This window comes from Streptomyces sp. Go-475 (assembly GCF_003330845.1).
GTDB lineage: Bacteria > Actinomycetota > Actinomycetes > Streptomycetales > Streptomycetaceae > Streptomyces.
The window spans coordinates 4,155,181-4,173,863 of sequence record NZ_CP026121.1 but is presented as its reverse complement, the minus strand read 5'-3'; the positions used below and the strand labels follow the sequence as shown (position 1 = coordinate 4,173,863).

At 73.4% G+C, this 18,683-nt stretch carries 20 protein-coding genes; 11 read left to right on the top strand and 9 right to left on the bottom strand.

Annotated elements, in window-relative coordinates:
- Positions 1 to 36: 36 nt before the first annotated feature.
- Both C1703_RS19305 and C1703_RS19300 read left to right on the top strand, forming a co-directional pair.
- Positions 37 to 474: a hypothetical protein gene (locus C1703_RS19305; protein WP_232840530.1), complete on the top strand. Its 438-nt coding sequence runs from the start codon at positions 37 to 39 to the stop codon at positions 472 to 474.
- A 47-nt stretch (positions 475 to 521) separates the two neighbouring features.
- The gene (locus tag C1703_RS19300) at positions 522 to 1,280 is read left to right on the top strand and encodes a glycosyltransferase family 2 protein (protein WP_114254045.1); all 759 of its coding nucleotides are present in this window, start codon (positions 522 to 524) and stop codon (positions 1,278 to 1,280) included.
- 26 nt (positions 1,281 to 1,306) lie between these two features.
- Here C1703_RS19300 and C1703_RS19295 read toward each other — a convergent pair whose 3' ends face one another.
- The 3 genes from C1703_RS19295 to C1703_RS19285 form a co-directional block, all read right to left on the bottom strand.
- Positions 1,307 to 2,071, bottom strand: a complete 765-nt coding sequence (locus tag C1703_RS19295; RefSeq protein ID WP_114254044.1) for a PIG-L deacetylase family protein — start codon at positions 2,069 to 2,071, stop codon at positions 1,307 to 1,309.
- Positions 2,071 to 2,283, bottom strand: a complete 213-nt coding sequence (locus C1703_RS19290; RefSeq protein WP_114254043.1) for a ferredoxin — start codon at positions 2,281 to 2,283, stop codon at positions 2,071 to 2,073. The genes C1703_RS19295 and C1703_RS19290 overlap by 1 nt, the downstream gene beginning before the upstream one ends.
- Positions 2,284 to 2,448: 165 nt before the next feature.
- Complete coding sequence (locus C1703_RS19285) at positions 2,449 to 2,862, bottom strand: hypothetical protein (RefSeq protein WP_114254042.1); 414 nt, start codon at positions 2,860 to 2,862, stop codon at positions 2,449 to 2,451.
- Positions 2,863 to 3,285: 423 nt separating this feature from the next.
- Here C1703_RS19285 and C1703_RS19280 point away from each other — a divergent pair, with 423 nt between their 5' ends.
- Entirely contained in the window at positions 3,286 to 7,485 is a 4,200-nt protein-coding gene (locus C1703_RS19280) for an AAA family ATPase (protein ID WP_114254041.1), read from the top strand.
- A gap of 167 nt (positions 7,486 to 7,652) precedes the next feature.
- Here the strand turns inward: C1703_RS19280 and C1703_RS19275 are convergent, their stop codons facing one another.
- The 5 genes from C1703_RS19275 to C1703_RS19255 all read right to left on the bottom strand — a co-directional run bounded on the left by C1703_RS19275 (position 7,653) and on the right by C1703_RS19255 (position 10,497).
- A complete protein-coding gene (locus C1703_RS19275; RefSeq protein WP_114254040.1) occupies positions 7,653 to 8,225 on the bottom strand; it encodes a GNAT family N-acetyltransferase in 573 nt (190 codons plus the stop codon).
- A gap of 40 nt (positions 8,226 to 8,265) precedes the next feature.
- On the bottom strand, positions 8,266 to 8,487 hold the full coding sequence (locus C1703_RS19270; protein ID WP_114254039.1) for a hypothetical protein: 222 nt from the start codon (positions 8,485 to 8,487) through the stop codon (positions 8,266 to 8,268).
- A gap of 44 nt (positions 8,488 to 8,531) precedes the next feature.
- Positions 8,532 to 9,071: a DinB family protein gene (locus C1703_RS19265; RefSeq protein ID WP_114254038.1), complete on the bottom strand. Its 540-nt coding sequence runs from the start codon at positions 9,069 to 9,071 to the stop codon at positions 8,532 to 8,534.
- Positions 9,072 to 9,080: 9 nt separating this feature from the next.
- A complete protein-coding gene (locus tag C1703_RS19260) occupies positions 9,081 to 9,545 on the bottom strand; it encodes a hypothetical protein (RefSeq protein ID WP_198678217.1) in 465 nt (154 codons plus the stop codon).
- A gap of 85 nt (positions 9,546 to 9,630) precedes the next feature.
- Positions 9,631 to 10,497 carry a bifunctional DNA primase/polymerase gene (locus C1703_RS19255; RefSeq protein ID WP_114254037.1) on the bottom strand — a complete coding sequence of 289 codons (867 nt, stop codon included), beginning with the start codon at positions 10,495 to 10,497 and terminating at the stop codon, positions 9,631 to 9,633.
- Between the two features lie 331 nt (positions 10,498 to 10,828).
- Here C1703_RS19255 and C1703_RS19250 point away from each other — a divergent pair, with 331 nt between their 5' ends.
- The 6 genes from C1703_RS19250 (at position 10,829) to C1703_RS19225 (ending at position 16,259) form a co-directional block, all read left to right on the top strand.
- Positions 10,829 to 11,155 carry a hypothetical protein gene (locus tag C1703_RS19250; protein WP_114254036.1) on the top strand — a complete coding sequence of 109 codons (327 nt, stop codon included), beginning with the start codon at positions 10,829 to 10,831 and terminating at the stop codon, positions 11,153 to 11,155.
- Positions 11,156 to 11,319: 164 nt separating this feature from the next.
- On the top strand, positions 11,320 to 12,234 hold the full coding sequence (locus C1703_RS19245) for a bifunctional MaoC family dehydratase N-terminal/OB-fold nucleic acid binding domain-containing protein (RefSeq protein WP_114254035.1): 915 nt from the start codon (positions 11,320 to 11,322) through the stop codon (positions 12,232 to 12,234).
- Positions 12,231 to 12,614 (top strand): MaoC family dehydratase, encoded by a 384-nt coding sequence (locus tag C1703_RS19240; protein ID WP_114254034.1) that lies wholly within the window; start codon positions 12,231 to 12,233, stop codon positions 12,612 to 12,614. The genes C1703_RS19245 and C1703_RS19240 overlap by 4 nt, the downstream gene beginning before the upstream one ends.
- Positions 12,611 to 13,783 carry a lipid-transfer protein gene (locus C1703_RS19235; protein ID WP_114254033.1) on the top strand — a complete coding sequence of 391 codons (1,173 nt, stop codon included), beginning with the start codon at positions 12,611 to 12,613 and terminating at the stop codon, positions 13,781 to 13,783. Before C1703_RS19240 ends, C1703_RS19235 begins: the two co-directional genes overlap by 4 nt.
- 133 nt (positions 13,784 to 13,916) lie before the next feature.
- Positions 13,917 to 14,477, top strand: coding sequence for a SigE family RNA polymerase sigma factor (locus C1703_RS19230; RefSeq protein ID WP_114254032.1), 561 nt, complete (start codon positions 13,917 to 13,919; stop codon positions 14,475 to 14,477).
- 102 nt (positions 14,478 to 14,579) lie between these two features.
- Positions 14,580 to 16,259: a long-chain fatty acid--CoA ligase gene (locus C1703_RS19225; RefSeq protein WP_114254031.1), complete on the top strand. Its 1,680-nt coding sequence runs from the start codon at positions 14,580 to 14,582 to the stop codon at positions 16,257 to 16,259.
- 63 nt (positions 16,260 to 16,322) lie between these two features.
- On the opposite strand, the gene C1703_RS19220 is transcribed toward C1703_RS19225, so the two are convergent.
- Positions 16,323 to 17,531, bottom strand: coding sequence for an MFS transporter (locus tag C1703_RS19220; RefSeq protein ID WP_114254030.1), 1,209 nt, complete (start codon positions 17,529 to 17,531; stop codon positions 16,323 to 16,325).
- A 130-nt stretch (positions 17,532 to 17,661) separates the two neighbouring features.
- On the opposite strand from C1703_RS19220, the gene C1703_RS19215 reads away from it, so the two are divergent.
- Positions 17,662 to 18,240, top strand: coding sequence for a TetR family transcriptional regulator (locus C1703_RS19215; protein ID WP_114254029.1), 579 nt, complete (start codon positions 17,662 to 17,664; stop codon positions 18,238 to 18,240).
- A gap of 104 nt (positions 18,241 to 18,344) precedes the next feature.
- Positions 18,345 to 18,665 (top strand): antibiotic biosynthesis monooxygenase family protein, encoded by a 321-nt coding sequence (locus C1703_RS19210; protein WP_114257498.1) that lies wholly within the window; start codon positions 18,345 to 18,347, stop codon positions 18,663 to 18,665.
- Positions 18,666 to 18,683 lie beyond the last annotated feature (18 nt).

Below are 18,683 nucleotides of genomic sequence, written 5' to 3'. Positions count from 1 at the left end.
TCAGGTGGAGAGGATGCGCACTCCACAGCGTGGCGCGTGATCCTCCGCCACGTCGACGGCGGCCGCTCGGTGCCGGGGGCGGTGCAGGTGAGTACCTGTGCTCATGCGCAGGACGTGCTGCGTCAGCATGCTGGCCGTATGTACTTACGAGAGCGTCAGGCGCGGGGGCCGTCGGTCGGGCAACAGGTCGGGGTTGCCGTGGCCCTGCTCGTCATCGATCTCATGGTCATCGCCTGGATGGTGTTCGCTGTCGGGATGGAGGGGTGGGCCGACAGTTACGAGAGTGACAGTGCCGGTGCCAGTGCGTCGGGGGCGTCGAGTGCGGCTTCGCAGGCGTCGTTGATTCTGATGGGTGGCGCGGGGCTTACCGGTGGGGGGCTCCTCGCCCTGGGGTGGCGCATTCCCGGGGTCGTGCAGGTGGTCGTTCTCATGGGTGGGGCGGTGCTGGTCTCTTCCCTTGCCGCCGGTGGATAGCATGCGGGCCGTTCACCGGGTGTCCTGGAAGGTGGTGAGCGCGCCTCGTGATGCGGCGCATCGTCGTCGTGACCGCTGTGCACGGCCCCCATGCCCGGTTCCTGCCGGAGGCCTACGCCTCGCTGTGCGGGCAGGGGCTGCCGGAGGGGTGGGAGTGGCACTGGGTGGTCCAGGAGGACGGGGAGGGCGAGGACGTCCGGCCGTATGTGCCTGATGATCCGCGCGTGACGTTCCGGCAGGGGCGGCCCGGCGGGCCGGGGGTGGCCCGTACCGTCGCGCTGGCCCATGCCGAGGGCGAGTACGTGACGGTGCTGGACGCCGACGACCAGCTGGCGGCGGGGGTGCTCGGGCGGAACCTGGCGGTGCTGGAGCGGGACCGCGGGCTCGGGTGGGTGACGTCGCGGGTGCTGGATCTGATGCCCGACGGGACGACCGTCGGGTTCCCGGGTGACCCCGACGAGGGGGTGATCGAGCGGGGGGCCGTGCTGGAGCACTGGAAGGCCAACGGGTTCCTCGCCCAGGTGCATCCGGCCTCGCTGTTCGTGCGGCGGGAGCTGCTGCTCGCCCTCGGCGGCTGGATGGCCCTGCCCGCCTCGGAGGACACCGGGCTGCTGCTCGCGCTGAACGCCGTGAGCCGGGGGTGGTTCTCGGGGGAGGTGGGGCTGCTGTACCGCAAGTGGGAGGGGCAGGTGACCGGGCAGGCGGCCCATGCGGACCGGGCCGAGCGGCAGGCCCGGATGGCGGTCGTGGAGGCCAGGGCCAGGGCCCTGTCGCGGCTGCCGTGGGGATTTCCGGCCGCTTTGTGAGAGTGGCCAGGCGGTGACAGCGGTGCTTATGGCAGCAGTTCCGTCTGCCGCCGCCGCATCGCGGTGACCGTGTCGTGGCGGATGTAGTACTCGGTGCCGAGCAGCCGCTCCCGCTCCGCTGCCGGGAGCGCCGCGATCAGGCCCGGGGCCGCTCCCCGCGCCACCTCGGAGCGATGGGCCAGGATCGCGGCGACCTTGCGCTCCAGCCAGGGCGTGACGTCGACGGCCGCGGTGATCAGGTCGTCCGGGACCGTGCGCATCGCCTTGCCCGTGGGCGCCCAGTGCCCGCCCCAGACCCGGACGGCCGAGTGGGGGTGCGTGGCCAGGTACAGGGCGCTCGGGCGCCAGGGTTCACCGGCGTCCGGGTAGAGGCGTTCGAGGCCGGCGGCGTGGACCGCGAGCAGGGTCACCCGGTGGGTGTGCACATGGTCCTCGTGGCCGGTCAGGCCGCCGTAGGCGTCGTGGGTGACCACGATCTCCGGGCGGAAGGACCGCAGGTGGGCGACCAGCTCCCCTACCGTCCGGTCCAGCGGCGCGTCGCAGAGGCGCGGTCTGCCCGGCGCCGAGTGCGGGACGCGGGAGTCGGCGTGTCCCAGCATCCGCGGCGGGCCGGCGCCGAGGACGCGGAGGGCCTCGGCCAGCTCCGCGGCGCGCGGGCTGTCCGCCGCCCAGGTCGCCGTGACGACCGCCGTGCGCGCGCCCGCGGACGCGTGCCGGGCGAGGACGCCGCCCGCCGACAGGGACTCGTCGTCGGGGTGGGCGAAGACCGCGAGCAGGCTCGGTACCGGCATCACTCCTCGCCAGGGCCGTCCGTCGGCGTGGTGATCCTGATGGCCTGGCTCGGGCACTTCTCCGCCGCCTCCAGGACCTCGGGGTCGTCGCCCGTCTCCTCGCGGCCCGGGCGGACGGCGCCGAATCCGTCGACGAACGCGAAGACCGCCGGCGCCCGGTGGACGCACTCGGCGGAGCCGTAGCAGAGCTCGCGGTCCACGGAGACCTTCATGCCGCTTCCTCCCCCTCCTGACGGCAGCGGAGGCCCCGCCGCCAGGAGGTCACTGCCCAGCGCGCCGCCGGCTGAACCGGCCCGGTCGGCGTGTGCCACCGGCTGAACCGCCCCGGTCGGCGTCTGCCGGCGCACGCCGGCCTCAGCGTGTGCCGCCGGCCGGCCTCAGCGTGTGCCGCCCGCCGTCGCCAGCCAGTGCGCGACCCGGCGTACGGCGGCCTCGTCGAGCCGTTCGACCAGCGCCTTGACGGTCGTGTCGTCCTCGGGGGAGAGGTCGTAGAGGCCCGCCTTGCCCAGGCCGGCCATGAGGACCTGGTGGCGGCGGCCGGTCATCCGTTCCGCCAGTGTGCTCGTGTCACCGGGGGAGGTCTCGGCGGCGGGCGGGGGCGTGGGCGCCTGCTTCAGGGGGGCGTCGAAGAGGTGCCAGTCGCCGTCCTGCGGCCCCCACAGGGCGACGGTCACCTCGTCGCCGCGCGCCCGCAGGGTCTGGGTCATCTCCCCGAGCGCGTACAGCACCGGCGAGCGATGGGGCGACTCCGCCGCCGTCCGCCAGGAGCCCTCGGCCGGGCGGTGGACCATCGCCACCCAGCGCGGAGCACCCTGCGGTCGTGGGCTGTCGGGACGTGACTCCACTGCGCTCACCCCTGTACGTCGCTCGGAAGCGGTACGGCAGGGCGACCATAGCTGACGGGCCGTCAGTTATCCAGGGCCGGAGATCGGCGCTCGCGGGGTTGGAGGGCGCACTCCACCGGGGAGGATCACCACGTCGTCCGGCACCGGTCCCTCCCCTCGTGGGGACCGGTGCCGAACGGTGGGGCTACCGTCGTCCGACTCGGATGGAACCCGGATGGAAGTCGACCGGATGGGTGCGCTGCTGGAACCGGATCCTGCCATTTCCGGTCGCGGACGAGGAGGTTCCGGGGGCTTGCGGAGGGTATTACCGCAGGTCAGCCATATAGAGTGAGTTTTCCGGACCGGACGTCCAGGCGAGGGAAGTGAGGAGTGGAGACCTTGGGTTCCGACTCGGGGGCACGCACCGCCTTCGCGGAACGCCTCGCGCTGCTGTACAAGGAAGCCGGCAACCCCCCACTCAAACGCGTGTCCGAAGCGGTGGTGCGGCTCCAGCGGGTCGACGAACGCGGGCGGCCCGTGCGGGTGTCCGCCCAGCGCATCAGCGACTGGCGGCGGGCCCGGAACGTACCCGCCCAGTTCCCCGCCCTCGCGGCGGTGCTGCACGTGCTGATCCCCGAGGCGCGGCGCGAGCGGCCCACGCCGGTGTCGCCGGGCCTGTACGACCTGGGGCAGTGGCAACGGCTGTGGGAGCGCGCGGTGGCCGACCCGGTCGCCGAGCGCCCGGCCGGGTCCCCGGGGCAGGAGCAGGCGTCGGCCGACGCCCCGCCCGCGCCCGGCGGGGTGTGCCCGTACCGGGGGCTGGCCTCCTACCGCCGGGAGGACGCCCGGTGGTTCTTCGGCCGGGAGCGGAGCACGGACGCGCTCGTCGCCCAGCTCCGGGCCGTGGCGGGGACGGGCGGCCTGGTCATGCTCGTGGGCGCGTCGGGGGCGGGGAAGTCCTCGCTGCTGAACGCCGGTCTGGTGCCCGCGCTGCGGGACGGTGCCCTGGGCGGCGACGAGGGCGACGGGAACGGCCGGGCGCGGGAGGTGGTCCAGCTCGTGCCGGGCGCCGACCCGCTGGCGGAGCTGGCCCGGTGCATACCGGAACTGGGTCCTGTCGTTCCGGCACCGGCCGGACCTGCGGCAGAGGAGACACCCGCGGCAGAGGAGACACCCGCGGCAGAGGAGATACCTGCGGCAGAGGAGATACCTGCGGCAGAGGAGACACCTGCCGCGGAGGGGGCCGAGGTCCCGCCCGCGGCCGCCCCGGCGCCGGAAGGGCCCGGCGCCGGCCCGTCGGCGAGGGGCGAGCCCGGCGCTCCGCCCGGCGAGCCCGGCGCTCCACCCCGAGCGGACGCGATCCGCGCGGCCGTCACCGCCTGGGCCCGCCGCGTCGATCCCGCCGGCGCCCGCCCGGTCGTCATCGTGGACCAGTTCGAGGAGACGTTCACCCTCTGCCCCGACGAGGCGGACCGGCGCGCCTTCGTCGAGGTCCTGCACACCGCCTGCACGCCCGCCGCCCCCGGCGAACCGGCCCCGGCGGTGGTGGTCCTGGGCATACGCGCCGACTTCTACGAGCAGTGCCTCGGCTACCCCGAACTGGCCGACGCGCTCCAGCACCGGCACATGGTGCTCGGGCCGCTCACCACCGCGGAGCTGCGCGAGGCGGTGACCGGCCCGGCCAAGGCCGTCGGACTGGAGCTGGAACCGGGCCTGGCGGAGCTGATCGTCCGGGAGGTCAGCGCCGACGGCCCGCGGGGGGCGCACGACGCCGGAGTGCTGCCGCTGCTGTCGCACGCCCTGCTCGCCACCTGGCAGCGCAGGAAGGGCGGCCGGCTCACGCTCGCCGGCTACCGCGCGGCCGGCGGCATCCAGGGCGCGGTCGCGGCGACCGCCGAACGCGCCTGGTCCGGCCTCGACCCGGCGGCCCGCACGGCGGCCCGGCTGCTCCTGCTCCGCCTGGTCCGGCTGGGCGAGGACACCCAGGCCACCCGTCGGCGAGGCACCCGGCGGCAGCTCGCGGACGAGTCGAACGACCCGGGCAAGACCGAGGAGTCCCTGGAGGCGCTGGTCCGCGCCCGGCTGGTGACCCTGGACGCCGAGACCGTGGAGATCACCCACGAGGCGCTGCTGCACGCCTGGCCGCGCCTGCGCGACTGGATCGACGAGGACCGGCAGGGCAACCTGCTGCGCCAGCGCCTGGAGGAGGACGGCCGGGCCTGGGAGGAGTCGGACCGCGACACGTCACTGCTCTACCGGGGCTCCCGGCTGGAACAGGCGCACGGCTGGGCGAAGTCCGCCGGGGACACGTTCCTGACGCGCAGCGCGGTGGAGTTCCTGGCCGCCTCGGTCCGGCTGCGCCGGCGCGTCATCTGGATCAGCCGGGGCGCGGTGGCGGCGCTGGTGGTGCTGGCGGTGCTGGCCGCCGGGTCGGCCGTCGTCGCCTGGAAGCAGCGGGACGACGCGGTGTTCGAGCAGGTGCTCGCCCAGGCCGACCGCGTCCGGGACACGGATCCGTCGCTGTCCGCGCAGCTCGACCTGGTGGCGCACCGCCTGCGGCCGGACGACGAGGGCGCGAGGAGCCGCCTGATCTCCGTCGTGAACGCCCCGCTGGCCACGCCCCTGCTCGGGCACACGGGCGCCGTCTACCTCACGACGTTCAGCCCGGACGGCAGGACCCTGGCCACCGCCAGCTACGACCGGACGGTCCGGCTGTGGGACGTGGCCGACCCCAGGCGTCCGAGTGCCCTGGGCAAGCCGCTCACCGGCCACACGAGCTGGGTCAGCAGCGCGATCTTCAGCCCGGACGGCCGTACGCTCGCGAGCGCCTCCGACGACGGCACGATCCGGCTGTGGGACGTGACCGACCTCCGTCACCCGAAGCGGCTCGGCGAGCCCCTGACCGGCCACGACGGCACGATCTACCTGATCGCCTTCAGCCCGGACGGGCGCACGCTGGCCTCCGCCGCCGAGGACCACACCGTCCGGCTCTGGGACGTGGCCGATCCGCGCCGGCCGCGGCCGCTCGGCGAGCCGCTGACCGGGCACACGGCCGCGGTGCGCTCGGTGGCGTTCAGCCCGGACGGCCGGACGCTGGCGGCGGGCGGCGACGACGGCACGATCCGGCTGTGGGACGTGACCGAGCCCGGGCGTCCGGCACGGGTCGGCAGGCCGCTGACCGGGCACAGCGCCCTCGTGCACTCCGTGGCCTTCAGTCCCGACGGCCGGACGCTCGCCAGCGGCGGCGAGGACAACACCGTCCGGCTGTGGAACGTGGCCGATCCACACCGCCCGGAACAGATCGGAGCGCCGCTGACCGGCCACACCGGGCCGGTCTGGTCGGTGGCCTTCAGCCCCGACGGGAACATGCTCGCCGCCGCCAGCGCGGACAGCACCGCGAGTCTGTGGAAGGTCAGTGATCCGGAGTACCCGTCGCAGGTCGGCGAGCCGCTGACGGGCAGCAGCGGCGAGATGTACGCGCTCGGCTTCAGTCCCGACGGGCGCACCCTCGCCACCGGCACGGGCGACAACAAGGTCCGGCTGTGGGCGCTGCCGACCTCGGACATGACCGGCCGGACCGGCACGTTCCGCCCGGACGGGCGGGTGCTCGCGACGGCGGGGCGGGACGGCCGGGTCCGGCTGTGGGATGTGCGCAGGCCCGGCAGGCCGGTGCCGATGGGCGAGCCGTTCCGGCCGGGGAAGGGCGACGTGCGCTCCCTGGAGTTCTCCCCGGACGGCCGCACGCTCGCGGCGGTGACGGGCGACCGGGCCGTGCAGCTGTGGAACCTCCGCGATCCGGAACACCCTGTTCCGTACGGGTCCCCGCTCCCCCTGCGCATCCGGTACGCCGACCCGCTGGCCTTCAGCCCGGACGGCCGGACCCTGGCCACCGCCGACGACGACCGCACCGTCCAGTTGTGGGACATCGCCGACCCGTCGCGCCCCCGGCCGCTCGGCGCACCCCTCACCGGTCACAAGGGCTACGTCAACTCCCTCGTCTTCAGCCCGGACGGCCGGACGCTCGCCAGCGGCAGCGCGGACGGCACCATCCGGCTGTGGAACGCGGCCGGCCCCGGCCGGGGCACCTTGATCGGCACACCGCTCAGGGGCCATCTCGGAGCCGTCAACGCCCTCGCCTACAGCCGCGACGGCCGTACGCTGGCCAGCGCCGGCGACGACAGCTCCGTCCGCCTCTGGGACGTCGCGGACCCGGCCGACGCCTCCGAGCTGGCCCACCTCACCGGTCACACGGAAGCGGTCGTGTCCCTGACGTTCAGCCGTGACGGCCGCATCCTGGCGAGCGGCGGCAACGACAGCACCGTCCGGCTCTGGGACGTCGCCGACCCCGCCGGGGCCACCGCGATCGGCCAGTCGATGAGTCCCAACACCAAGACCGGCACCTATCTGTCGTTCAGCCCGGCCGGCCGCGCGATCGCGGTGTCGAGCGGCGCCGACACCATCCGGATCTGGAACCTGGACGTCGACCCCGCCGTACGGCGCATCTGCTCGCTGACCCGGGGCGTGCTGACGCCGGACACCTGGAGCGAGTACCTGCCCCGGCTCTCCTACGACCCGCCGTGCGGCGGCTGACGAAGAGGCATGTGCACAACAGGCCGTACTGTCACGGGAGTTGCGTGATCCGAGTCACAACGCCGACTTCCTGACGGTTGGTCGGCTCGCGCTGGGCAAGCGCTTGTTACCCTTGGCCATAGCTCGACCGCTGGTGCATCCCCCGTCGCCAGCGGTCGGGCCTTTTTTCAGCGCAGGTCCAGCCGCATCAGGATCCGGGGATGACCGGCCAGGACCGACGTGGTGTCCGCCGCGTGGGTGAAGCCGGCGCGTTCGAAGTTCTTCCTCAGGCCGGCGTAGGCCATCGTCAGGTCGACCTTGGCGTCGCCGTTGTCGAGGGGGTACGCCTCGATCGCCGGTGCGCCGTGGGCGCGGGCGAAGTCGACGGCACCGGCGATCAGGGCGTGGGAGATGCCCTGCTTGCGGTGGCCGGGGCGGACCCGGACGCACCACAGCGACCAGACGGGCAGGTCGTCGACGTGCGGGATCTTGCGGTTGCGGGCGAACGAGGTGTCCGCGCGCGGGGCGACGGCGGCCCAGCCGACCGGTTCGTCACCGTCGTAGGCGAGCACGCCCGGGGGCACCTCCGCGCGGCACAGCTCGGCGACGTACGCGCCGCGGGCCGGGCCGCGCAGCTCGTTGTTGAGCTTGGAGGGGATCCGGTAGCTCAGGCACCAGCAGACGTTCGCGCCGGGCGACTTCGGCCCGAGCACGGCACGGACGTCCTCGAAGTCCGTGGCCGGGCGCACGTCGATGGTCATGCCTTCACGATGTCACGTGCCGCGCGGAAGCGCCGCCGGATCAGGCCCTCGGCGGCGGGGAGACGGCCTGGCTGAACGCGCTGTAGAACGGCTGGGCCATGCCGGCGAGCGCCGAGGCGCCCTGCGCGAACGGGGTGAGCGGATCGATCGAACCCGACCGGCTGCCCCCGCCGCCCTCGGCGGCCAGGGCGGACGAACCGCCCTGGAGGACGACGAGAGCGACGAGCAGCGCGGCGGCACGGGAGAGCAGACGAGAACGCATGCCCACTCCAACGAACTGCTTTGTCGCTGGTCACAGGCGTGCGGTTAGTGATTTTGACGTACCGCTGCGGCCGCCCGCAGCATGCGCAACTGGCCGATCTCGCTGACGTTCTTGGTCAGTTCCGTGTTCACCCAGGCGGCCATGTGCGCGACGGTGTAGCCGGGGTCGTCGGGCACGGGGAACCGGGCCGGGGCGTCCAGGGCGGTGTCGGTGAGGCCGTCCAGGACCGCCAGCCACCGGGTGCGCAGGTCGCGCAGCCACTCGACGGCCGGGGTGCCCTCGCCGGGCCATGCGACCTCGGTGCGGTCGCGGGGCGGGAGGCCCCGCGCGTGGTCGAGGGCGACGCCCCACCACCACCCGATGTGCCAGCCCACCCAGGCGATCGTCGGCACGGGCACGGGGTCGGGCTCGGTGTCCGCCCAGTCCGGCACCCAGGTGCCGTCGGCGGAGCGGCGCACGGTCCAGGTGCACGGCCCGGGCTCCCAGAGGAAGTCTTCCGGCTCCAGCCGCTCCAGGTGGTACTCGAACAGCGACCAGACCAACTCGAACTGGGCGCGCAGTAGTTCCGTACGGGAAACGCTCATCGGACGACCCTACGCAAGCGCCCGTGTGTCCCGGGCGAGTCCCGGCCAGTCGATGTCCCGCAGCGCCGGCTCCGGGCCGCACGCCGAGGGCAGCCGTGGCGTGGACTGGAACCAGAGGACGGTCAGCCGGGAGCGGTACGCGACCGGGTCGTGGGCCGGGTCGAGGGCGGTGGAGTGGAACGTGCCGAGGCACGCCACGGCGGGCAGCACCTCGACGGGTCCGAGGCCGCCCGCGTACTGGTCGGGGTACTCGCGCGGGGGCGGGACCAGGTGGACCGGCGTGCCCGGGTGGGCCTGCTCGGCGGCGCGCAGCAGGCCGCGGATCCGCAGGTCGTTCACCGGCTTGCAGGGATAGCCCTCCAGCAGGTCGCCGTACGTCGAGGTGAACCGCAGCTCGGCCAGGTCCACCGAGCGGCCGGAGGCCAGGACGAGACGGGCGAGCGCCAGGGCCGGCGTTCTGACGTGCTGGTGCATGGGGGTCTTTCGGTGCTCGTGGAAGGGGCCTCGCTGGGGGACGGGGCTCCGCTCACGGAGAGGCTTCGCTCGCGGAAGGCCCCGCTCAGGGCCGGTGCCCCGTCAGCCGTGCCGCCGACGCGATCGTCGCCCGGGCCTCCCGCTCGGACAGTCCGGTGTTCAGGGCCGCGTCGACCAGGGGGTCCACGAGCGCGGGGCCGATGCCGTCCTCGTAGGCGCGGCAGGCCGCCCAGAACAGGCGGGTGTTGCGCTGTCCCTCGTGGGCGGCGAGCACGAACTGGACCAGGCCCTGGCCGTGTCCGCCGGCCGACGGGGGCGTGGGGTGCTGGGCGCGGGGCGGCGGGAGCAGCAGGCGCAGCAGGGAGCGCGGGCAGCGGGCCGGGGGCAGGTGCGCGGTGCCCGGGGCGGCGGCGTACACGCCCCGGTCCGTGCGGGAGCCGGGGCCGACGAGGTAGCCGCCGGCGCCCCGGATGTCGATGCCGGGGGCGAGGCGGCCCGCCGAGTTGGGGACGACCACGTCGGGCGGGCCACTGAGCCAGAGGTGACGCCCGCCGGACGGGGTCAGGACCACCACCGTCGGGGGGATGGTGAACAGGTGCCGCAGGGCCAGCTCGCGCAGGGCGGCCGAGGAGTCCGTGCCGGTCTTCACGTCCAGGTCGATGCCGATCAGGTGGTGCGGGGGCAGGCCGCAGGCGATGCCGTAGCCGGTCGCCCAGGGTGCCGCGGCGAACAGTTCGCGGATGCGGGCCGGGTCGCTGGAGGCGTCGTAGACCCCGTGGCCTGGGCGGCCGCACTCGCCGTGGCAGGGGGAGGGGGCGGGGTCGTCGCGGTGGGGGGAGCGCAGCGCGGGCAGCTTGGTGCGGGACAGGGGGATGACGGCCAGTCCGCGCTCGGCGGCTGACAGGGCGTGTGCGAGGGCCAGCGTCGTGGCCTGCCGGTCGGTGGTGGCCATGCCCCTAGTTTCGTACGTACGTTCGAAAAAGGAAAGGGGAGCGGGTGCGGCGCGCCGGGGCGGAGCGGCGTCGGGGAAAAGTGCTGGAACGCTTCGTCCCTTGCGGCACCTGGGTTCGAACGACCCTTTGTGCCCCCGTCCGGGACGGAAGTGACGCAAAGGGGTTTATCGACTTGTCCTCACGCTTGCGTGCGAATAGCGGCTTCCAGGGTGGTTCGCCGGGGATTCGGTGGGCAACTCTGGACTCGCGACGTCGAGCAGAAAGCCAGGGCGGCCGGCCAACTTCCCTGGTGGCAGCAGTACTTCACGTACGTCCTGGAGGGACAACGACATGGCAAGCATCCGTACCGCCCGCGTCATCGCAGCCGTCTCCGCCCTGCCGCTCGCAGCCGCGCTCTTCACCGGTGTCGCGACGGCGGACAACGGCGCCTTCGCGGACAACGGATCGATCGCGTCCGTCACCGAGGCCGAGCAGGGCATCCTCGGCAGCGGCGTCGGCGGCGACAACTTCGGCAACGCGGCCACCACCCAGCAGCAGGCCGTGGGTGACGGCGCCTCGAACCAGAGCAACACCGCCCAGGTCAACGGCTCGGCGTTCACGGCCGTCAACCAGGGCAACGACAACACCGCCGTCAGCTTCGCCCCGCTGTGGTGGTGAGCTGAGCGGGCCGGTGTACCGGCACCGGCCCGGTAGGTGTGTGGGTGTGCTTCGTGGGGTGACAAGCGCCTGGGCGGCGGTACTTCGGTACCGCCGCCCAGGCGCTTTCCGGGTGCGGCGGACAGCCTTGACAGTGGCTGTTATCTGACGGACAGTCAGAAACCGTGAGCGGTGAGCCCGATGTACACGAGGAGTTAGAAACGCGCCTGAAGGCCTACGAGGGGCGGCCCGCGGCCGTCACCGGCGTGGGGAAGGACCCCGTCAACGAGCCGATGATCAGGCACTGGTGCGAGGCGACGGGCGACACCCACCCCGCCTACGCGGGACCGGACGCGGTGGCCCCGCCCACCATGCTCCAGGTCTGGACGATGGGCGGCCTGTCCGGCCACCCGGCACGCGCGGCCGCCTACGACGAACTGCTCGGCCTGCTCGACGAGGCGGGCTGTACCGCCGTCGTCGCCACCGACTGCGAGCAGGAGTACCTGCGCCCCCTGCGCCCGGGCGACCGGATCACCTTCGACTCGGTGATCGAGTCGGTCTCCGGCCGCAAGACCACGAAACTCGGGACGGGCTACTTCGTCACCACCCGCACGGACATCCGGGCGGACGGCGCACTCGCCGGCACCCACCGCTTCCGCATCCTCAAGTACGCCCCCGAGCGCCGGCGGAACAAGCCCCGGGAACCGCGCCCCCGCCCCGTCGTCAACCGCGACAACGCCGGCTTCTGGGACGGCGTGGCCCGCCACGAGCTGCTGATCCAGCGCTGCACCGCCTGCCGAACCCTCCGTTTCCCCTGGCTGCCGGGCTGCCACGGCTGCGGCTCCCCGGACTGGGACACCGTCGCGGCGAGCGGCGAGGGCACGGTCTACTCGTACGTCGTCGTGCACCACCCGCCCTTCCCGGCCTTCGAGCCTCCTTACGCGGTCGGCCTGATCGAGCTCGCCGAGGGCGTGCGGCTCGTCAGCAACGTGGTCGGGGTGCCGTACGACGAGGTCCGCATCGGCATGCCGGTCCGGCTGGAGTTCCGGCGCTACGACGACGAGCTGGTGCTGCCGGTGTTCCAGGGGGTGACGCCGTGAACGCCGGCGACCGCCTCCCGCCGCTGGAGATCCCGATCACCCGCACGCTGATCGTCGCCGGGGCGATCGCCTCCCGCGACTACCAGGACGTGCATCACGACCCGGACGCGGCCCGGGAGAAGGGCTCCCCCGACATCTTCATGAACATCCTGACCACCAACGGCCTGGTCGGCCGCTACGTCACGGACCACTTCGGCCCCCGGGCCGTCCTGCGCCGGGTCGCCATCCGGCTCGGCGCGCCCAACCACCCCGGCGACACGATGGTGCTGACCGGCACGGTCGAGGAGGTCGACGGCGACACCGCGACGGTCCGGGTCGTCGGCGCGAACGGCGCCGGCACGCACGTCACCGGCACGGTGACGGTACGGGTCCCGGCATGAACCCGAGGCGCCGGGACGGCCTCGGCGGGCGCGCGGCCGTCGTCGGTGTGGGGGCCACGGAGTTCTCCAAGGACTCGGGCCGCAGCGAACTGCGCCTGGCCGTCGAGGCGGTGCGCGCGGCCCTCGCGGACGCGGGCCTGACACCGGCCGACGTCGACGGGATGGTCACCTTCACCATGGACACCAGCCCCGAGATCACCGTCGCCCAGGCGGCCGGCATCGGCGAGCTGTCCTTCTTCTCCCGGATCCACTACGGCGGCGGCGCGGCCTGCGCCACCGTCCAGCAGGCGGCCCTCGCGATCGCCGCGGGCGTGGCCGACGTGGTCGTCTGCTACCGGGCGTTCAACGAGCGCTCCGGCCGCCGCTTCGGCTCCGGCGTACGGCACCGGGAGCCCACGGCGGAGGGCGCGGCGCTCGGCTGGACGCTGCCGTTCGGCCTGCTCACCCCGGCCTCCTGGGTGGCGATGGCGGCCCGGCGGTACCTCCACGCCTACGGGCTGACCCCGGAGGCCTTCGGGCACGTGGCCGTCACCGACCGCCGGTACGCGGCGACCAACCCGGCCGCCTACTTCCACGGCCGGCCCATCACCCTCGCCGACCACGCCGCGTCCCGGTGGATCGTCGAGCCGCTGCGGCTGCTGGACTGCTGCCAGGAGACGGACGGCGGGCAGGCGCTCGTCGTCACCTCCGTCGAACGGGCCCGCGACCTGCCCCACCCGCCCGCCGTGATCGCCGCCGCCGCCCAGGGCGCCGGACGCGCGCAGGAGCAGATGACCGGCTTCTACCGCGGCGACCTCACCGGCCTGCCCGAGACGGCGGTGGTGGCCCGGCAGCTGTGGCGCGGCTCGGGGCTCACGCCGGACGCCGTCGACGTGGGGATCCTCTACGACCACTTCACGCCGTTCGTGCTGATGCAGCTGGAGGAGTTCGGCTTCTGCGGCCCCGGCGAGGCGGCGGACTTCGTGGCCGAGGAACGACTGCCGCTCAACACCCACGGCGGCCAGCTGGGGGAGGCGTACCTGCACGGCATGAACGGCATCGCGGAGGCGGTCCGGCAGATCAGGGGCACGGCGGTGAACCAGGTGCCGGGCGCGGAACGGGTCCTGGTGACGGCCGGGACGGGCGTGCCCACGTCCGGACTCGTCCTGACCGCCGACCCCCAGGGGTGAACCCGCAGTACCCGGGGCCCGCCGCTCCACCTACAGGAGGTGCAGCCACCCCTACCCCTACAACCTGAGGGGGATCCCGCTTCGGGACCTGCGGCCGATCCGCTCGATACCGCCCCGCTCATAGCGTTGAGCCATGACCACACTCGTCTGCACGAGCGCTTCGAAGGCGGCCGCACCAGCGGAGCGGACCCTTCCCTACCCGTCGTTCTCGTCGTACGTCAAGGCCCGCCAGCCGGTGCTCCTGCGCACCGCCCGCTCGCTCACCGGCAACCCGAGCGACGCGGAGGACCTGCTGCAGACCGCGCTCGCCAAGACGTACGTCGCCTGGGAGCGCATCGAGGACCACCGCGCCCTCGACGGCTATGTGCGCCGGGCGCTGCTGAACACGCGGACGTCGCAGTGGCGCAAGCGCAAGGTCGACGAGTTCGCCTGCGACGAGCTGCCCGAGCCGGAGCCGGTGCCCGGCGGCGACGACCCGGCCGAGCAGCAGGCGCTGCGCGACGCGATGTGGCGGGCGATCATGCGGCTGCCCGCGCGGCAGCGGGCGATGGTGGTCCTGAGGTACTACGAGGACCTCAGCGAGGTCCAGACGGCCGAGGTGCTGGGGGTGTCGGTGGGCACGGTGAAGTCGGCCGTGTCGCGGGCCCTGGGCAAGCTCCGGGAGGACTCCGAGCTGGGACTTGTTCGGTCCTGAGCCGAAGTGTCGGCCGACGTCACCTGATCGATCACCGCCTCCTAGTGACATACCGCGCGGTATGTGCGCAGAATCAGCGCAACCCTTACCACCGCGCAGGCAATGTCGCCCCGGGAGGACGCCGTGCTGAGCACCATGCAGGACGTACCGCTGTTGATCTCCAGGATCCTGACCCACGGGTCGACGATCCACGGGACATCGCAGGTGACCACGTGGACCGGTGAGGACGAACCGCACCGCCGCTCCTTCGCGGAGATCGGCGCCCGCGCGGCCCAGTTGGCCCACGCGCTGCGCGAGGACCTCGGCGTCACCGCCGACGAGCGCGTCGCGACCCTGGCCTGGAACAACGCCGAGCACGTCGAGGCGTACTTCGCGATCCCGTCCATGGGCGCGGTCCTGCACACCCTGAACCTCCGCCTCCCGCCCGAGCAGCTGGCCTGGATCGTCCACCACGCCGCCGACCGCGTGATCATCGCCAACGGTTCGCTGCTCCCCCTGCTCGCCCCGCTGCTGCCGCACCTGAAGACCGTCGAACACGTGGTGGTCACCGGCCCCGGGGACCGCTCGCTGCTCGCGGAGGCGACCGCGCGGGTCCACGAGTACGAGGACCTGATCGCCGGGAAGCCCACCTCCTACGACTGGCCCGAGCTGGACGAACGCCAGGCCGCCGCCATGTGCTACACCTCCGGCACCACCGGCGACCCCAAGGGCGTGGTCTACAGCCACCGCTCCATCTACCTGCACTCCATGCAGGTCAACATGGCCCAGTCGATGGGCCTCACCGACCAGGACACCTCGCTGGTCGTGGTCCCCCAGTTCCACGTGAACGCCTGGGGCCTGCCGCACGCCACCTTCATGACCGGCGTGAACCTGCTGATGCCGGACCGCTTCCTCCAGCCGGCCCCCCTCGCCGCGATGATCGAGCGCGAGAAGCCGACCCACGCGGCCGCCGTCCCCACCATCTGGCAGGGCCTGCTCGCGGAGCTGACCGCGCACCCCCGGGACGTCTCCTCCCTCACCCAGGTCACCATCGGCGGCTCGGCCTGCCCGCCGTCGCTGATGGAGGCCTTCGACAAGCTGGGCATGCGGGTCTGCCACGCCTGGGGCATGACGGAGACGTCCCCGCTCGGCACGGTCGCCCGTCCGCCGGCCCACGTGGTCGGCACGGACGAGGAGTTCTCCTACCGCCTCACCCAGGGCCGCTTCCCGGCGGGCGTGGAGGCCCGGCTGACCGGCCCGGGCGGCGAACGCCTCCCCTGGGACGGCGAGTCGGCGGGCGAGCTGGAGGTGCGCGGCCCGTGGATCGCCGGCGCCTACTACAACGGCCCGGACGCCGACCCTCTCCGCCCCGCCGACAAGTTCAGCGAGGACGGCTGGCTCAAGACCGGCGACGTCGGCACGATCTCGCCCGACGGCTACCTCACCCTCACCGACCGGGCCAAGGACGTCATCAAGTCCGGCGGCGAGTGGATCTCCTCGGTGGAGCTGGAGAACGCGCTGATGTCCCACCCGGACGTCGCCGAGGCGGCGGTCGTCGCCGTCCCCGACGACAAGTGGGGCGAGCGCCCCCTGGCCACGGTCGTCCTCAAGGAGGGCGCCACCGCCACGTTCGAGACCCTGCGCGCCTTCCTCGCCGACGAGGGCAGGATCGCCAAGTGGCAGCTCCCGGAGCGCTGGACGGTCATCGAGTCGGTCCCGAAGACGAGCGTCGGCAAGTTCGACAAGAAGGTCCTGCGCAGGCAGTACGCACAGGGCGAGCTGGACGTCACGAGCCTCGCCTGACCCCCCGGGCCCGTCCGACAGCCCCTGGCCACGGCCAGGGGCTGTCACGTCGACCGAGCGGGATCACCGCCGCGACCAGGTCACCCCCCACCCCAGCACCAGCCACAGCCCGGCAACCGCGCACACCCCGCCCCAGCCGAAGTGGCTGAAGGCGGTGCCCGCGAGGGCCGAGGCGGCCGCGCCGCCCGCGAAGCCGGCGACCACGTAGGCGGTGTTGGCGGTGGCGGGCGTGGAGGTCGCGGTCAGGGCGAGCGTCTGGTTGGCGACGTGGGACGCGACCAGCGCCGCGTGGATCAGGACCGCGGCGGCGAACAGCGCCCCCAGCACGTGCCCTCCCAGCCAGAACAGCGGTACGGACACCGCGGCGAGCAGATACGCGGACCGCACGACCCGCGCCGCGCCGAACCGGTCCACGAGCCCGCCGGCCAGCGGCGCCACCGCGCTCGCCGTCAGCCCGAAGAGCCCGAACAGCCCGGCGGTCGCGGTGGACAGCCCGTACACCGGACCGGTCAGCAGCAGCGCGAGCGAGGTCCACAGCGCGCTCCACGCCCCGAACATCCCGGCCTGCCGCACGCACGCCCGCCACAGGTCCGGCGAGCGCCGCAGCACCGACGGCAGCGCGGCCAGCCCCGCGAACAGCGGTCCTTCCCGCCGCCGCTGCGACGGCAGGACGACGGCGGTCGCGAGGCCCAGGACGAGGGTCAGCAGGGCCGCCCCGGCGAACACCCAGCGCCAGCCGAAGGCCTGTCCGGCGATTCCGCCCAGCACCCGGGCCGCGACGATCCCGGTGAACAGGCCGGCTATGACGGCCGCGACATGCCGGGCCCGCCGGTCCTCGGGGGCCCGCTCGGCGACCAGCGGGACGAGCAGCTGCGGGATGACGGTCGCGGCCGAGGCGACGAACATCGCGACGGCGAGGGCGCCGGCGCCCGGCGCGGCCGCACTGGCGGCCAGCGACAGCGCGGTGACGACGGTGAGCCCCGCGACCAGCCGACGCCGGTTCGCGCTGTCGCCGAGCGGGGCGAAGAACAGCAGGCCGACCGCGTAGCCGAGCTGCGCGACCGAGGCGATCCAGGCGAGGGCCGAGGGCGCCGAGCCGAAGTCGCGGGCCATGAGGGAGAGCAGCGGCGCGGCGAGGTAGATGTTGGCGGCGGTCACCGCGCTGCAGACGGCGAGCAGGGTGAGGAAGAGACCGGGCGCGGGCGTGCGCCTCTGCCGCACGGGGGCGGCGGCCCGTCGGGACGTGGTCGTGGTCGTGGTCGCTGACGGCATGAGGGGAGGACTCCTTGGAGTCGGCTCTAGCAACTAACTGGTTGGTTGGACGATGGGGGAACAGTGTGGGTGCGCTCGCCCTTCCCTGTCAACCAAACAGTTGGTTACCCGGCGCGCTACCCTCTCCCCCATGGCAGCAAGGGACCCCGAGGCCACCAAGGCCCGGATCTTCGAGGCGGCGGTCGCCGAGTTCGCCCGGCACGGCATCGCCGGCGCCCGCATCGACCGCATCGCCGCCGAGGCGAAGGCCAACAAGCAGCTCATCTACGCCTACTTCGGCAACAAGGCGGAGCTGTTCGCGATCGTCCTGGAGCGGAAGATGCTCCACCTGGCCGAGGCCGTCCCCGTCGACCCTGACGACCTCGAGGGCTGGATCGACCGCCTCATGGACTACCACGCCGCCCACCCGGAACTGCTGCGCCTGCTCTTCTGGGAGGGCCTGGAGTACGGCAACGCCGAACTGCCCCACGAGTCCGACCGCCAGGAGCACTACCGCCGCAAGGTCGCCGCCCTCCAGGACGGCCAGGACCGGGGAGTCGTCACCGACGCGATCCCTGCGGCCGACCTGCTCTTCCTCCTGACCGCCCTGGCCAACTGGACCGCCGTCGTCCCGCAGATGCGCCGCATCCTGGTCGGCGACGACGACACCGACCAGCACCGCCTGCGCGCCTCGGTCAAGGAGGCGGCCCGCCGGCTGACGGCGCGTTAGGGCGCGTGGCGCGGCGCCACGGCATGGAAGAAACCCGGCGCCGGTCCGTGTTGCCTCCGGCGACGGACACCGTGTGTCACAGGGCCTGCGAGGAGATACGGAACATGACCGAGATCAGCACGGGCGGCGACGTGGTCACGTACATCAATGTCTTCACCGTCGCTCCCGAGCATCAGCAACGCCTCGTCGAGCTGCTCCAGCACATGGCGCGGGAGGTCATGCCGAAGCAGCCCGGCTATGTGCAGGCCAATATCCACCGGGGTCTTGAGGGCACCCGAGTGGCCAACTACAACCAGTGGCGCTCGCAAGCGGATCTGGCGGCCGCGCGCGAAGACCCCGAGGTGCGGGCGTGCATGGAGCAGGTCCTGGAGATCGCGACGCTCGACCTCGTACCGTACGAGGTCGTCTCCGTGCACCGGCCGTAGGCTCGTAGCCTCCCCGGC

What these genes read in the sequence shown, in the direction of transcription:
- C1703_RS19250 (WP_114254036.1), top strand. Translation starts at nt 10,829, where the DNA reads ATGGCAAGCATCCGTACCGCCCGCGTCATCGCAGCCGTCTCCGCCCTG.
- C1703_RS19295 (WP_114254044.1), bottom strand. Translation starts at nt 2,071, where the DNA reads ATGCCGGTACCGAGCCTGCTCGCGGTCTTCGCCCACCCCGACGACGAG.
- C1703_RS19215 (WP_114254029.1), top strand. Translation starts at nt 17,662, where the DNA reads ATGGCAGCAAGGGACCCCGAGGCCACCAAGGCCCGGATCTTCGAGGCG.
- C1703_RS19260 (WP_198678217.1), bottom strand. Translation starts at nt 9,545, where the DNA reads ATGCACCAGCACGTCAGAACGCCGGCCCTGGCGCTCGCCCGTCTCGTC.
- C1703_RS19275 (WP_114254040.1), bottom strand. Translation starts at nt 8,225, where the DNA reads ATGACCATCGACGTGCGCCCGGCCACGGACTTCGAGGACGTCCGTGCC.
- C1703_RS19225 (WP_114254031.1), top strand. Translation starts at nt 14,580, where the DNA reads ATGTCGCCCCGGGAGGACGCCGTGCTGAGCACCATGCAGGACGTACCG.
- C1703_RS19285 (WP_114254042.1), bottom strand. Translation starts at nt 2,862, where the DNA reads ATGGTCCACCGCCCGGCCGAGGGCTCCTGGCGGACGGCGGCGGAGTCG.
- C1703_RS19270 (WP_114254039.1), bottom strand. Translation starts at nt 8,487, where the DNA reads ATGCGTTCTCGTCTGCTCTCCCGTGCCGCCGCGCTGCTCGTCGCTCTC.
- C1703_RS19230 (WP_114254032.1), top strand. Translation starts at nt 13,917, where the DNA reads ATGACCACACTCGTCTGCACGAGCGCTTCGAAGGCGGCCGCACCAGCG.
- C1703_RS19220 (WP_114254030.1), bottom strand. Translation starts at nt 17,531, where the DNA reads ATGCCGTCAGCGACCACGACCACGACCACGTCCCGACGGGCCGCCGCC.
- C1703_RS19210 (WP_114257498.1), top strand. Translation starts at nt 18,345, where the DNA reads ATGACCGAGATCAGCACGGGCGGCGACGTGGTCACGTACATCAATGTC.
- C1703_RS19265 (WP_114254038.1), bottom strand. Translation starts at nt 9,071, where the DNA reads ATGAGCGTTTCCCGTACGGAACTACTGCGCGCCCAGTTCGAGTTGGTC.
- C1703_RS19290 (WP_114254043.1), bottom strand. Translation starts at nt 2,283, where the DNA reads ATGAAGGTCTCCGTGGACCGCGAGCTCTGCTACGGCTCCGCCGAGTGC.
- C1703_RS19235 (WP_114254033.1), top strand. Translation starts at nt 12,611, where the DNA reads ATGAACCCGAGGCGCCGGGACGGCCTCGGCGGGCGCGCGGCCGTCGTC.
- C1703_RS19255 (WP_114254037.1), bottom strand. Translation starts at nt 10,497, where the DNA reads ATGGCCACCACCGACCGGCAGGCCACGACGCTGGCCCTCGCACACGCC.